15 protein-coding genes are annotated in these 12638 nt (G+C 61.3%); 8 read left to right on the plus strand and 7 right to left on the minus strand.

The window, feature by feature from the left end:
* From CAG34_RS28905 to CAG34_RS17220, 3 genes are all read left to right on the plus strand, one after another.
* A partial coding sequence (locus tag CAG34_RS28905; protein ID WP_305880216.1) for a T6SS effector BTH_I2691 family protein occupies nucleotides 1-2053 on the plus strand: 2053 nt, incomplete at its 5' end.
* A gap of 91 nt (nucleotides 2054-2144) precedes the next feature.
* A complete protein-coding gene (locus tag CAG34_RS17215; protein WP_256573561.1) occupies nucleotides 2145-2816 on the plus strand; it encodes a DUF6708 domain-containing protein in 672 nt (223 codons plus the stop codon).
* Between the two features lie 401 nt (nucleotides 2817-3217).
* A complete protein-coding gene (locus tag CAG34_RS17220; RefSeq protein ID WP_256573562.1) occupies nucleotides 3218-3772 on the plus strand; it encodes a DUF6708 domain-containing protein in 555 nt (184 codons plus the stop codon).
* Between the two features lie 25 nt (nucleotides 3773-3797).
* Here CAG34_RS17220 and CAG34_RS17225 read toward each other — a convergent pair whose 3' ends face one another.
* Together CAG34_RS17225 and CAG34_RS17230 are read right to left on the minus strand one after the other, a co-directional pair.
* Nucleotides 3798-4691 carry a DUF2950 domain-containing protein gene (locus CAG34_RS17225; RefSeq protein ID WP_085591415.1) on the minus strand — a complete coding sequence of 298 codons (894 nt, stop codon included), beginning with the start codon at nucleotides 4689-4691 and terminating at the stop codon, nucleotides 3798-3800.
* A complete protein-coding gene (locus tag CAG34_RS17230) occupies nucleotides 4688-6151 on the minus strand; it encodes a DUF3300 domain-containing protein (protein WP_085591417.1) in 1464 nt (487 codons plus the stop codon). The genes CAG34_RS17225 and CAG34_RS17230 overlap by 4 nt, the downstream gene beginning before the upstream one ends.
* Nucleotides 6152-6448: 297 nt before the next feature.
* On the opposite strand from CAG34_RS17230, the gene CAG34_RS17235 reads away from it, so the two are divergent.
* Nucleotides 6449-6694, plus strand: a complete 246-nt coding sequence (locus CAG34_RS17235; protein ID WP_025338909.1) for a hypothetical protein — start codon at nucleotides 6449-6451, stop codon at nucleotides 6692-6694.
* Between the two features lie 11 nt (nucleotides 6695-6705).
* Here the strand turns inward: CAG34_RS17235 and CAG34_RS17240 are convergent, their stop codons facing one another.
* Complete coding sequence (locus CAG34_RS17240; RefSeq protein WP_085591419.1) at nucleotides 6706-7365, minus strand: VIT1/CCC1 transporter family protein; 660 nt, start codon at nucleotides 7363-7365, stop codon at nucleotides 6706-6708.
* Between the two features lie 122 nt (nucleotides 7366-7487).
* Here CAG34_RS17240 and CAG34_RS17245 point away from each other — a divergent pair, with 122 nt between their 5' ends.
* Both CAG34_RS17245 and CAG34_RS17250 read left to right on the plus strand, forming a co-directional pair.
* A complete protein-coding gene (locus CAG34_RS17245; RefSeq protein WP_025338907.1) occupies nucleotides 7488-7739 on the plus strand; it encodes a hypothetical protein in 252 nt (83 codons plus the stop codon).
* Nucleotides 7740-7820: 81 nt separating this feature from the next.
* Nucleotides 7821-8540: a TorF family putative porin gene (locus tag CAG34_RS17250; RefSeq protein ID WP_025338906.1), complete on the plus strand. Its 720-nt coding sequence runs from the start codon at nucleotides 7821-7823 to the stop codon at nucleotides 8538-8540.
* Here the strand turns inward: CAG34_RS17250 and CAG34_RS17255 are convergent.
* The gene (locus tag CAG34_RS17255; protein ID WP_085591421.1) at nucleotides 8537-9409 is read right to left on the minus strand and encodes a DMT family transporter; all 873 of its coding nucleotides are present in this window, start codon (nucleotides 9407-9409) and stop codon (nucleotides 8537-8539) included. The genes CAG34_RS17250 and CAG34_RS17255 overlap by 4 nt on opposite strands.
* A 108-nt stretch (nucleotides 9410-9517) precedes the next feature.
* Nucleotides 9518-9928, minus strand: coding sequence for a RidA family protein (locus CAG34_RS17260; protein ID WP_025338904.1), 411 nt, complete (start codon nucleotides 9926-9928; stop codon nucleotides 9518-9520).
* 227 nt (nucleotides 9929-10155) lie between these two features.
* On the opposite strand from CAG34_RS17260, the gene CAG34_RS17265 reads away from it, so the two are divergent.
* Nucleotides 10156-10482 (plus strand): hypothetical protein, encoded by a 327-nt coding sequence (locus CAG34_RS17265; RefSeq protein ID WP_085591423.1) that lies wholly within the window; start codon nucleotides 10156-10158, stop codon nucleotides 10480-10482.
* Nucleotides 10483-10526: 44 nt separating this feature from the next.
* Here CAG34_RS17265 and CAG34_RS17270 read toward each other — a convergent pair whose 3' ends face one another.
* Nucleotides 10527-10739, minus strand: coding sequence for a PLDc N-terminal domain-containing protein (locus CAG34_RS17270; protein WP_013972488.1), 213 nt, complete (start codon nucleotides 10737-10739; stop codon nucleotides 10527-10529).
* Nucleotides 10740-10962: 223 nt separating this feature from the next.
* Nucleotides 10963-11433, minus strand: a complete 471-nt coding sequence (locus tag CAG34_RS17275; RefSeq protein ID WP_085591425.1) for an FAD/FMN-containing dehydrogenase — start codon at nucleotides 11431-11433, stop codon at nucleotides 10963-10965.
* 161 nt (nucleotides 11434-11594) lie between these two features.
* Between CAG34_RS17275 and CAG34_RS17280 the strand changes: the two genes are divergently transcribed.
* Nucleotides 11595-12602 (plus strand): GlxA family transcriptional regulator, encoded by a 1008-nt coding sequence (locus CAG34_RS17280; protein ID WP_025338901.1) that lies wholly within the window; start codon nucleotides 11595-11597, stop codon nucleotides 12600-12602.
* The last annotated feature ends 36 nt before the right edge of the window (nucleotides 12603-12638 follow it).

Genomic DNA, 12638 nt, shown 5'->3' on the forward strand with positions numbered 1-12638 from the left:
GCAGTCGATGATCGACCAGGTTGGCGATCTGTATGCGCGGCACTATGCCAAGCGGGCGTTTCAGCAGATCGGCTACTACGACTATGACGCGACCTCCCCCGTTTCGGTGGAGTACTTCATCCAGATGATGGCCGCCTGCCTGGCCGGCGGGCCTACCGAAACCCTGCCGCAGGAGGGTCAGCCACTCGGGATCACCCAGCATATCTGGCAGCAGCTGCTGGAAGACGACCGCAGCCTGCTTTACCAGGCACTGCTGGCCAAGAACCAGAAGCTGATGCAGCAGGTGGCCAGCGCGCTGTCCGGGGACGACTTCGGCAAGGTGTACGACATCATCAAGGGCATCGCCGGCACCGCCGATGGCCAACTGCTGATGATCAAGCCGATACAGGATGCCGTTGGCCAGTTGCTGGCCGCGACCAACAGCGCAGGGAATGCGCTCAGCCAGCACCTGAGTGAACGGACCAAAACCCTGATCGGCCATGTGCATCGCTCGGCGTTTGCCCTGTTTGCCGGGCAGCAGGTAACGCCGCTGCGGGTGTCGCTGACAGTGGGCGAATACATGAGCCTGCTCAATGAAGCCCTGGAGGCGCGGACCGATGCGTTTCTGCAGCAGGTAGACAAGCAGTTCCGTGACCCACTGGGCCGCAAGGTGCGGGCCATGGTGCTAAGTGGGGCGATCAATATTGCGGCAGCGGGTAACCGTAGCCAGATGATCGAAGTGATGCTCTGGACGTTGGAAAGTGCTGAAAGTTTACAGGCGCGGCTGGTGCAGTTGCGCGAGGGTGCAGCCGGTGGCGTCGGGGCGCTGGTACGCAATGTTGCAATTGGTGCGGGTACGCTGCGTGCGCAGGTTTCCGATGGTTTGAAAATCAGCTCGATAGCCGCACAAAACATGGCGAGTGATGCTATGCGCAGCATGCGGGATGCGGCGACTAGTACCGGAAGTGTAGGCCTGCTCCTTACCTTGGGCAGTATATGGTTTCAGCAGGACAGCCTGGGCAAGAACTATCGAGCGCTGCATAAAACAAATACAAACAACCCGGAGGCGCTCGCAACAATCTGGTCATCATCGCTTGGGGTACTTGGGGCAAGTGTTGAAACAGCAGGTTTCACCATAGCGCTGGTACGTCCCAATCCAGAATGGCCTGGAACAATCACCAATTCATCGTTGGCAAGCAAATTAGCCAGGTATGGTGGTGCTATCACAGCTATGGCAGGCCTCATGGATGGAGCCCAGTATGCCTTTGCAACTTTCCGCACAATTGAAAATGGCGACAATACGGCCTCATCAAAATATCGTATTGCCAGCGCAACAGCGTTTCTATCGACATTTTCTGGAGTAGCTGTGGCATTCGGAAAAGCCGCTCTGCTCGGCCCCCTTGGCATTACGATAGTGCTAGTACTGGCCACATACACATTAGCCACAATAGCAAAACGGAAAGAGTCAACGCCTACGGAGCTATGGTCACGGCGCTGTAGATGGGGCATTCCAACAGCGCAACGTGCGTGGTCCGAAGCCGAGCATCTTGACGCTGCGATTGGAGCTCTCAATGCAGCAACTCTTGGTGTCCAGGCAGATGCTAGGGTCAACCTTAGCTTGGCATCGAATGTTCATCTTGATACTGCCGCTCCGGAAGGAACGATCATTAGCGATGGTCACGCGGTACCTGCAGTTTTCATGCTCGACTTCCACTTTACCTTACCAAACTATCAAACCAACCGATCTTACTATCGCTGGGAATTACATCTTTATCAATCCGGGTTACACGAAAACACAATAATCCTCTCAGGCGAGAGCGCACCAAACTCCGCACTAACGATCACACAACCCAGCAATGTAAATATTTTTCCACTTGACAATGACAAACGACACCAGAGCAAATTCGACAGCGAACGAGGAGTATTTACCACCCAATATTCCTTACCGCTGCATGACAACCACCACATTCGCGACATCAAATTCATCTTAGATTATCGCCCAAATAAAAATGACGATACAGGTAATGCACGCCTGGAGATCAAGGAAAATAAAATAAAAATCAAGGACCTCTGACAATATGAATCGCCCACTATTAAATCCACCTAGCCCACGCTGGATAAAGGACCTACCCACACCTTGTGAGTCGCCTACTGTAGAACCCCTCATGAAAAAACAAGCACCGAATCATCAGTGTGCAATCTACTTAGAGATCGCCCGACAAAGCACTACACCGCGATGTGCAAGCTCAATACTTACCGTGATACTATGCATTCCACTCACGCTCAATATTTATTTAATGCTCTCGTCACTCGACATCAAAAACCCAGAATCCATAATACATTCGACCCTTGAGCTCATGCTGATAACCTGGGGAGTTGCCACAGGAATTCTTATTGATACTACGCCACCACTCGACGAACCTATCAGATTCAACCGCCTCCGCCAAAAAATCTACGCCTACAATTTTATGCGCCAGTGGTGGAATCCTTTCGACATGGGCAAAATCGCAGCCGTGAGTTACGACTGGTCGCAAGTCCGAGCTGAATTGTGGGCACAAACCAGAAGTGGGCTCATTGTCAGATGGGGCGTCATGCTTTCAATCGTCGCACCGGGTACGAACAATGTTATCGATCGTTTCCACCTGAGTATGATGGGTACCGATGAGCTTACGTGGGCCTATATCTGCACCTACATGCAAGAAGGCCCCTCGGCACTACCCCCGCCCGGCACACCTAAAGACCATGACGATATTCTCTGGTGTGAGTTCGCCCTGCGCTTGGCCCCCCGAGTAGCGTGGCCAACGGAAATGGATCTGGAGTCGAGAACCGCCCCCTGAGGTTGGAACAGAAGGAAAGTGAAACAGTCATCAGTGATAGCAGTACGGTGGCCGTAGGCTTTGTACTGAACGCTTATCAATGGAAGCTGGACTTGCCTTGTTTATTGACCTGGTCCTGATTACAACTCAGCTCGAGCACAGATAACAATGAAAGAGAACAATATCAGATCTTTGGAGCACCTCAATTGGCCTCCCCATTACTAGTCCCTCCTTGCGCTGGCTGGAAGGAGGATCTGCCTGGCCCAGCCGCTCCTCCAGCCGTTGACAGGAATTTGGGCAGGCAGATACCAAACCATCAAGATACGATTTACCTTGAAGTACCTCGGTCCCCTATTTCACCTAGAGGTATCCTCTCGGCACTCTCCGTACCTGCGGCCATATTTACGCTGCAGGTTCCTCACATGATCTTCAAAAGTTGGAGTATTGGCAGCATAGAGCTAGTCATCATTGGAATTCTTGTACTGTTCCTTGGCGTCTGGTGTACGTTTTTTGGATACCAAGTTGATATATGCCCCCCTCGCGACCTACCCATCAGGTTCAACCGTGCACGCCAGAAAATCTACGCCTACAACTTCAAACGCCAATGGTGGAACCCCTTCGACAAAGGCAAGGTCGTGCCGGTCAGTTATGAATGGTCCCAAGTCCGCGCCGAGCGCTGGTCACAAACCGGCGCCCTGCCAAACGGTGGGGTCATTTTCAAATGGGGTGTCATGCTGTCCATCGTCGCGCCGGGCACGAACAACGTCATCGACCGTTTTCACCTGAGTACGATGGGTGCCGACCAGCATGCCTGGGCCTACATCTGCACCTACATGCAGGAAGGCCCCTCAGCCCTGCCACCACCCGGCCCCCCCAAGGATCACAACGATGTGCTCTGGTGTGAGTTCGCCCTGCGCCTGGCACCCAAAGTGGGCTGGCCAGCTGATATGGACCTTGAATCGCGAACCGCACCTTGAACCGGCCACGGCGGGTGCGCCTCACTCAATCTCCCGCCGGCACATCCACCACCTTCCAGCTGTCATCCGGGTCGAAGCGTTTCATCTCCTTGGCCAGTTTGTCCCCGTGCGGCCCGAGGTCTTTCTCGAACACCTCGCCGTCATGGCTGATCATGAAGCTCATCACCCCGGTGTCATCGTACCTGGCCGGCCAGGCAACCATGGCGAAGCCACGGCTCATCTGGTTGCCGATCAGGTAGCTGTAGGCGCCGCCGGGGGCGGATGGGCCCTGTGCATCGAGGATGCGGAAGTGGTAGCCATACCAGGCGTCGCCGACCATGTCCTGGCCGAACAGCGGGCCCAGCGGGCTGACCTGGCCATCGCCGTCGTCGTCCCAGTACAGCCCGTCATGCTTGCCGGGCTCGCTGAATATCTTCTGCGCGTATTCCAGCGCACCGTTGCCGTTGTGGTCCTGGCTGGCATAGTCCATCTGCGCATCGTGGTAGGCCAGCATCGACTGCATGGCGCCCAGCTCGTTGCGGCCAATACGCCGGGCGCGGATTTCAGAGCTGCCGGCCTTGAGGTCGAAACGCCAACCCTCGCCGCCTTTGGTCAACGGTATGGGCAACGTCCAGTGATCACTGCCCACCGCGAGGATGGCCTTGCTCGCCCCCGACATGTCGATGCTGTGCTGCGCGCGATACTGCGCCAGGAACGTGTCCACGTCACTGCGTTGCACACCGCCGCGCGGTATGTAGGTACGCCAGTCATCGCCCAGCAACCGGGCCAGGCGGGCTTCATCAGGTTTCTCCTCGCCCAGCGCCGCGACAAAGGATTCCACGGCCTTCTCCGGTGTCGGGAAGACTTCCTGCGCAGCGGCCAGGGTTGACCCGGCCATACCGGCTGCGATTACCAGTGCCGCTATCGATTGACGGTTCATCGACGGCCACCTCCCCCGCGGCGTGCGGGCGCACTGGGCCGGGAAATCTGGTGCCCGGCGGCACGCGATGCGCTCGGGCGCTGGGCGAACGACTGGCTGGTGCGGCCACGGCTGGCCTGCGCGCTGGTGCGCGAGGGTGAACGCACGCCGTCGAAGGCATTGTTACGCGCCCGGCCGGCGGTATTGGAAGGCCGGTTTTGCGCAAGCTGCCGCCCCTGGCCTTCACCCTGCCTGCGCTGGTTCACCTGGTTGTTCTGCTGCCGAGCCTGGGTGTTGCGGGTTTCCTGTCGGCGGTCGGTCGCCCGCGGGTTGTCGCTACGAGGCTGCATGCGGTTGCCGACCGAATTGCCCGCCTGCGCCTCGCGCATCTGCTGGCGTGCCTGGCGGTTACTGGTGGCCGGCCGTTCGATGCCGGCCCGGTCCATCGACGCCCTCGCCTTGTCCCGCGCCTGGGCGCGCTGGGCGTCATCGCCGCGGAAGGCAGTACGCTGGGTGGCACCGTCCAGCTGGCGACCGTACTGCTGGCGGCTGCGGGAGTCGCGGTACGGCACGCCGTCGCGGTTGGCGGCGTTGTGCTGCCATTTGTTCTGGTTGTTGGTGATGCGGTTGTTGGCGTTGATGTTGTTGTAGCGGTTGACGTCGATGTCGATGTCGTTGTTGCCCCAGTCGCAGTCACCCCACAGCGAGGCAACGATCGCCACGCCGGTACCGAAGGCCAGGCCCGCCACCAGCGCGGAACCGGGGTAGTACATGGGCGGTGGCGGGTAGTACGCCGGCGGCGAAGCCGGGTAGGCCCAGGTGCCGTAGGTGGTGGTCGGGTTGTAAGTGGGCACATACACCACTTGCGGGTCGGACGGCTCGATGATGATGGTGGTGGGCGGGCTGCTGGCCGTAACCACCTGGGTGCTGCTACCGCTGGAGGCCGGTGCCGGTGCCGGGGCGGTCTGCACGGTCACGTTCTGGTACTGGTTGCTCTGCAGGTTGCCGGCGGCCTGGGCCTGGTGACGCAGGCGCTGCACGCCGCCCATGACATCGTCGGGCTGCGCGAGGAAGGCGTCGCCCAGCCGCTGCACCCAGACCGGGTCCTGCCCCAAGGTTGCCAGCACCTGCGGGAAGGCCACCAGCGCTTGTACGCTTGGGTCCCAGGGTTGATTCGCCACCTTCTTGACGGCATCGTCGCCGGTGGCCTTGGGGTTGGCCTTGGACCAGGTCACCGCTTCGCTCACCTGCCCCGGATAAGTGGAGGCCATCAATACCTGGGCCAGCAGCGCATCGGGGTACAGCGCGATGGGCGCGAGCATCTGGTCCAGTTGCTCCTGGGTGAACACCGGGTCCTTGGCCGCGACCGTGTCGGCTTGTGGTGCCGGGTCGGGGGCAGGTACGTCTTCTGCCAGCACCAGGCCGGGCGTGGCGCTCAGATACAGGATTACCGACAGGACCGCTGACAGTGGGATGCGCATCGCTTCTCTCCATGAGATCAGACCGCGTGGATTAAGGGTAGCAATGGCGATGCTTTTGGCCAGATGTGCGGGCGCAAACTTTTCGCGCTCTAAAGGTGAGGGTGGTTGCTGCTTTTGAATCTATATCAGGGCTGGGCTGAGATCTGTAATTGACTGTACCGGCCCTTTCGCGGGCACGCCCGCTCCCACAGGGCCACCACAGGCTCGAACATTGTGGAGTACCTGTGGGAGCGGGCGTGCCCGCGAAGAGGCCGGCGCATGCACAAGACCGTATCCAAAAAAAAGGAGCCCACCCTGATGAACACGCCCCGCCTCATCGCCGTGATCATGCTGGCCGTGCTCTGCACCTCGGCCTGGGCGGCCACCGACCGTGCCGAACGGCGCCGCGAGGCCCGCGATGTGCGGCAGGAAACCCGCCAGGACGCGCGGCAGACCAAACAGGACTGCCGCCACGCCGACCAGCAAAGCAACGCCGGCTGCCGACAGGACAAACGCCACACCAAGCAGCAAGGCCGTGAGCGCGCCCGCGACATAAAATATTGAGCGGGCGGTGCTCAGCCGCCCAAGGCGATGATCGCCAGGATCAGTGACGCACCGACTACCGCCAGGACCACGCCGGTCAACAGCGTACGGCCACCGGAATAGCGTGCCAGCAGCCAGCCCGCAAGGAAGAGCATGGCCAGGGCGACCAGGTTCGATACACGGATGGCCGTACCGGTGGTCTCGATCAGCAGGAACGGAATGACCATCGGGAAGGTTGCCAGTACCACCAGCAGGAAAGTGGCCAGGGCAGCCTTGAAATCATCCAGCCCCAGGCGTGCCGGCAGCGGGCGGCCAGCATCACGCAGCATGCACCCGCGCAGCATCTCCAGCCCGTCTTCATCCAGCGCCAGGCCGATGCGCTCTGGCAGCGTATCGGCAATCAGCCTGCGCCCCTGGGTGATATCACCGGCTTGCAGGCGGGCCAGCAAGGTCCGGCTGCGGGTGCGTTCGGTCCAGGTACGCAGCAGGTAGATGACGGCATCGGCCAGGCCCCAGGCCAGGTTGCAGCCGAGCGCGGCAATCAGCATCAGCCGCGCGTCTTCGCGCCCTGCGGTGGCCACGCTCAGCGAGCCGATGAAGGTCATCGCCATCAACAGGCCGAAGATGACTTCGGTGATCCGGTCGATCGGTTCCAGCACGCCCCATTTACGCGGTTGCTCGTCTTGCCCCATCGCACCCTCCCAGGAACCATCGATAGTCACTATCGAGAATGGCAATTTCTGCCGAACGACATGGCCGAATAACCTAGCTCCATCGACTCGCCGCCCACCACCCCGGCCCCTGGAGCTACCTGATGAACACCTTGGCCCGCCTGCTGTCCGCCACCCTCGCCGTTATTGCCATCGCCATCATCAGCGGCTGTGCCAGCCACCCCGAACTGCGCCCTTACACCGCCGAAGAAACCCGTCAACTGCAACTGGAAGCCTTGCAGCGTCGTGGCCTGTCGCTGGACGACTACGAGCAGCAACGGCGGGTAATCCAGCGTGCCGGCAACCTGCCTGTGGTGACCGAAGCTGCCGACGCCGACCGTTCGACCAAAGGCTGAGTGGGCTAGTCAGCGGTTCCCTCCCGTTACCTGCACAGGTATGCTCTACCGCTCAACCGCAAGCCTTCCAGGACGGAGACCATGACCAGGCCCCTTCTGTTGCTGAGTGCTGCACTGCTGTTCAGCCCCATGCTGCTGGCCCAACAGATAAAACGCGAACTGGGCGGGTTCGACTTCACGCTTGGCACCACCCCCTCACGCAGCATGGCCCAGGGGCTGATATCGCCCAGCGCCATCGGTGCATTCCACGGCGGCCTCGACTTCAGCCACCCCAGCGGCTGGTACCTTGGCCAGTACGCCCCGAGCATGGGCGTGACGCCCGACTCCACCCTGCGGCTGGACAGTTACCTGGGCTACAAGCACCAGTTCGACAGTAGCCTGGGTTACGAGGTGGGGTTGATCCATTATAGTCAGCCAAACATCTCAGGCCCCGACAGCTATGCCCTGTACGGCGGCGTTTCGGTGCTGGGCAGCCGTTTCGGTGGAGCGCTGCGCAACAACCCCGACAACCGCACCGGCACGCTATTCGCAGACTTCGGCCAATTGCCACTGTTTGACGTCGACCTGAGCGTCAAGCTCGCCCATCACCGTCTGGGGACGCCATTCACCATTGGTGATGGCAGCCAAGTGAATGCCTTTTCCGATTGGTCGCTGGAGCTGTCCCGGCCCTGGCTCGGCATCGACCTGAACCTGATCTACAGCAACTCCAACCTCAGTGGAGGCGGGTGTGATGCGTACTCGGGCATCAACACCTATTGCAACAGCATGGTCACGCTCAAGGCGCAACGCAGTTTCTTTTAACGCCGTGGCGCCAGCGCCAGGGCGATACCGCCCAGCACCACCACGCAGGCCACCAGCAAGCGCAACGACAATGGCTCGCCGATCAGGCCAACCCCGCCCAACGTCGCAATCACCGGGACGCTGAGTTGCATGGTCGCCGCCTGCTGCGCGCTGACTTGCCTGACCACGCCGTACCACACGGCATAGCCCGCACCCGAGGCCAGCACACCGGAGCCCAGCGCATACAGCAAGCCGAGCGGGCTCAGGTGCAAGCCAGCGCCCAGCAACAGCATCGGCGCCAGCAGCACCAGGCACGGCAGGCTCCGGGCGAAATTGCCGGCAGTGTCGGCCAGCGGCCTGGGTGAGCCTTTGCCCAACAGCGTGTACACGCCCCAGGCCACGCCGGACAGGGCCATCAGCAAGGCACTGGCAAAGGGTGGCGCCGCGGTACCGGGCAACAGCAGCACCAGCAGGCCGGCGAAGGCGATCAGCATGCCCAGCAGCATCCGCGCGGTGATAGGTTCGCCTTTGTACCAGGCAAAGCCGAACATGGTGATCTGCACCGCGCCGAACAGCAGCAACGCACCCGCGCCTGCGCCCAGCTGCAGGTACGCCGCAGAAAACAGGAACGCGTACAGGAACAGTGCCAGGCCGCCGCGCCAGCTGCCCCCCATGGCAAGCGCGGGTTTGCGCAGGCGGATCAACAGCAGCAGAAACAGTGCACCACTGGCCAGGCGCACCACGGTGAAGGATGCCGGGTCGATGGCCCCGTCCTTCAGCGCCAGCCGGCAGAACACCGAGTTGGCAGCGAAGGCCACCAGGCTGAAAAGCGCAGGCCAGACCCAGGCCCGGGCCTTGCGGTCGGTGAGCGTGGTGGTGCCGCTGCTCATGGTGTGGTCACCTCTGAGATCAATTGTTGTCATGGCGGCCATGCTGGTAGGGCCAGCACCGATATACAACATAGTATTTATCTGACGCCACCACCGAATCGCCCGGACCTATACCGCTGCCACCGCCTCGATCTCCACCAGCATGCCGTCCAGCGCCAGCCGGGGTACCGGTATCAGCGTGCAGGTCGGCTTCATGCAAGGGCCCCAGGCCCTGTCAGCCTCGGCTACCCACTCACGCAGGCGCGTTTCGGAATGCTCGACGATCAGCAGGGTCAGCTTGAACACCTGGGCCAGGCTGGCGCCTTTCGACGCCAGGGCAACCTCCAGGTTGGCCAGTGCCTGGCGCGCCTGCTCGGCGAACAGCGGCGACAGCTGCCCGTTGCGGCCCTCCCCGCCCTGGCCGGCGATGAACAGCAGGCGGCTGTCAGCATGCACCTCGGCGACATGGGAATAGGCATTGCCGCTGGGGTCGTACAGGCCTTCGGGATTGCTCAGCTGAAACGCGGTTGAATGGCTCACGGTAAACCCTCGATCAGTTGGAAGAGGGACGGAGTATCGAACCTTGAGTTAACTCGAGGTCAAGTGCGGTTTTCAGGGGCGGGCTTGCCCGCGAAACAGGCGTCGACTGTAGGACGTTTCGCACAGCGCACGAGCTTCCGTGAACCACGCGTTCATATGCGAAGCGGCCGTCAGGCGCTAGATTGCGAGGCCCGGCATGGAGGCCTGTACGTAACAAGGATAAAGCGATGAGCAAATACAATTTTCAACTGGCCTACACCATCAAGCCAAACAACCCTGCCCGAGATGAAACCGATGCGGCGCAGGCCCGTCTGCACCTGCGCGAGAAAATTGGCCTGGACACCGTCGAGCACATTGAGACCACCCTGCTCGGGATGGTCACACTCAAAGGCGCCACACTTGCAGAGCGCAAGCGCGAAGCCGAAAAGCTGCTTCACGACTACATCCATGAAGCGCTCAAGCAACTGCGTGTGCTGTCGACCGTGAAGTTCTACGGTTGCCTGATGGTGGACGGGCTGGGGTCAGCCATTCGCTTCGACATCCTGCCCAAATGAACAGCGATGGCATCAGGCGCCCCCGCGCCTGATGCCGCGCACCGTCATTTTTCCTGCAGTACCGCCCTGCCCTTCACCGCCCGAGGCCCGCGCCAGGCCCAGAACAGCAAACCGGGGAATGGCGCGTAGACCACGAACACGATCCACAGCATCTTGCGCTCGGCGCGCCGGTCACTGCCGATGATGTGCCAGATGGCCCAGATTTCCAGCAGGATCACAAAGGCCGCGACGATGATCCAGATCGTTCCGATTTCCATAGCGCTCTCCCATTTGGCATGTAATGGGTTGGGTTGCAGAGGCTGCCGAGGGTTCAGATTGATTTGGCTGGCGGCATGGCACCGCGGCCCGTTGTAGGAGCGGCCTTGTGTCGCGATGGGCTGCGCAGCAGCCCCAGGATTTTTGCCCTACGAAAGACCGCAGGGGGCTGCTTTGCAGCCCATCGCGACACAAGGCCGCTCCTACAGGGTGCAGTGACAGCTCTCAATGCCGTGGTGCAGTCTCCAGCGCCGCCTTCAACGCCGGCGCATCGGCAAAGGCCCGCTGGCTCACCAGCGTACCCTGCTCCAACTGCAACCACTGCACCTGGCCATCCTGCCCGGGATAACGGCTGGCCACCCGCCCGTCACGGTCCAGCAGCACCCGGTAGTTGTAATCGCGCATGGCGGGGATGGCGAACAGCTTGCTGATCAGTGCCGGCATGCGCCGGATATCGGCAACAAACACCGCATCGCGCGCTTCCAGGTACCCCTTGGGCTGTTCGGCCAGCGCCGCCTTCACCAGCTTGGCACCGTCCATGTCGCGCGCCACCAGCAGGATGTGCGTACCGGCGCCGAGGCTATAAGCCTGGTCGTGCTGGTCGAGCAGCGTCCACGGCGCAAGCTTGTCGCCCGGTTCCAGGGCATTGGCCAGCAATGGCATCAGGCAAAGCAACAGGGCAGCGGCGTACTTCATCAAGGGTATCCTCAGTCACGGGAGCATCAGCATAGCGGCAACCGGCCAAGCCAGACAGGTTGCCTGAACACGACCTGGAACACGACACGGCCACCCGGGAGATTGTCTTTCCCCCGGCCACCCGCCACACTCTCGAGGCCAGCCAGGAAGCGGAGTCCAGAGTGCCCACGCCACGCCAGTTCAGCAAGAAGACCAGTACCAGCAACATGCTGCGGCTGAAGTCCACCAGCGCCAATGCCCAGGCCCCCTATCGGGTCGATTTCGTATTGCTCGAACACTTCTCGATGGCCAGCTTCACCGTGGCCATGGACGTGCTGGTCACGGCCAACCTGCTGCGCGCCGACAGCTTCCAGTTCACCCCGCTGTCGCTGGAAGGCGACCGCGTGCTCAGCGACCTGGGGCTGGAGCTGGTGGCCACCGAGTTGTCCGCCGAGGCGCTGAAGGAGCTGGACCTGCTGGTGATCTGCGGCGGCCTGCGCACGCCATTGAAGTACCCCGAGCTCGACCGCCTGCTGGGCGATTGCGCGGCCCACGGCATGGCCCTGGGCGGGTTGTGGAACGGCGCGTGGTTCCTCGGCCGCGCCGGGGTGCTGGACGACTATGGCTGCAGTATCCACCCCGAACAGCGCGCCAGCCTGTCCGAGCGCAGCCCGCAGACGCGGATCACCCCGGCCAGCTTCACCCTCGACCGCGACCGCCTCAGCGCTGCCAGCCCCAATGGCGCCATGGAGCTGATGCTCGGCCTGGTGCGCCGGCTGTATGGCGACGGCCTGGCCGAAGGCGTCGAGGAAATCCTGTCGTTCTCCGGTGCCCGCTACCGCCAGGTCGGCCCAGGCGCGAAGAAATCCATGAGCCTGCACCTGCGCACCATCGTCGAACTGATGGAGAACAACCTCGAGGAAACCCTCAGCCTCGACCAGCTGGCCGCCTACAGCGGGCGCTCGCGCCGGCAGATCGACCGCCTGTTCCAGGCCCAGCTGGGCACTTCGCCGCGGCGTTACTACATGGAGCTGCGCATCACCAAGAGCCGCCGCCTGTTGCAATATTCCGACCTGTCGGTGATGGAAGTGGCAGTGGCTTGCGGGTTTGTTTCGGTGTCGCACTTCAGCAAATGCTACGCGGCTTACTTTGGCTACCCGCCGTCGCGTGAGCAGCGGTTGGGCGAGTGAGCACGGGAAAAATGTCAGATATGTATGGCCTGGACG

Origin of the sequence: Pseudomonas sp. B14(2017), assembly GCF_002113255.1 — a bacterium.
GTDB classification, from domain to species: domain Bacteria; phylum Pseudomonadota; class Gammaproteobacteria; order Pseudomonadales; family Pseudomonadaceae; genus Aquipseudomonas; species Aquipseudomonas putida_Z.

Excerpts from the sequence above, each read along its gene's own strand:
- CAG34_RS17240 (WP_085591419.1), bottom strand. The coding sequence starts at position 7,365 with ATGGGGCAAGACGAGCAACCGCGTAAATGGGGCGTGCTGGAACCGATC.
- CAG34_RS17275 (WP_085591425.1), bottom strand. The coding sequence starts at position 11,433 with ATGAAGTACGCCGCTGCCCTGTTGCTTTGCCTGATGCCATTGCTGGCC.
- CAG34_RS17255 (WP_085591421.1), bottom strand. The coding sequence starts at position 9,409 with ATGAGCAGCGGCACCACCACGCTCACCGACCGCAAGGCCCGGGCCTGG.
- CAG34_RS17270 (WP_013972488.1), bottom strand. The coding sequence starts at position 10,739 with ATGGAAATCGGAACGATCTGGATCATCGTCGCGGCCTTTGTGATCCTG.
- CAG34_RS17250 (WP_025338906.1), top strand. The coding sequence starts at position 7,821 with ATGACCAGGCCCCTTCTGTTGCTGAGTGCTGCACTGCTGTTCAGCCCC.
- CAG34_RS17225 (WP_085591415.1), bottom strand. The coding sequence starts at position 4,691 with ATGAACCGTCAATCGATAGCGGCACTGGTAATCGCAGCCGGTATGGCC.
- CAG34_RS17245 (WP_025338907.1), top strand. The coding sequence starts at position 7,488 with ATGAACACCTTGGCCCGCCTGCTGTCCGCCACCCTCGCCGTTATTGCC.
- CAG34_RS17235 (WP_025338909.1), top strand. The coding sequence starts at position 6,449 with ATGAACACGCCCCGCCTCATCGCCGTGATCATGCTGGCCGTGCTCTGC.
- CAG34_RS17265 (WP_085591423.1), top strand. The coding sequence starts at position 10,156 with ATGAGCAAATACAATTTTCAACTGGCCTACACCATCAAGCCAAACAAC.
- CAG34_RS17230 (WP_085591417.1), bottom strand. The coding sequence starts at position 6,151 with ATGCGCATCCCACTGTCAGCGGTCCTGTCGGTAATCCTGTATCTGAGC.
- CAG34_RS17215 (WP_256573561.1), top strand. The coding sequence starts at position 2,145 with ATGAAAAAACAAGCACCGAATCATCAGTGTGCAATCTACTTAGAGATC.
- CAG34_RS17220 (WP_256573562.1), top strand. The coding sequence starts at position 3,218 with ATGATCTTCAAAAGTTGGAGTATTGGCAGCATAGAGCTAGTCATCATT.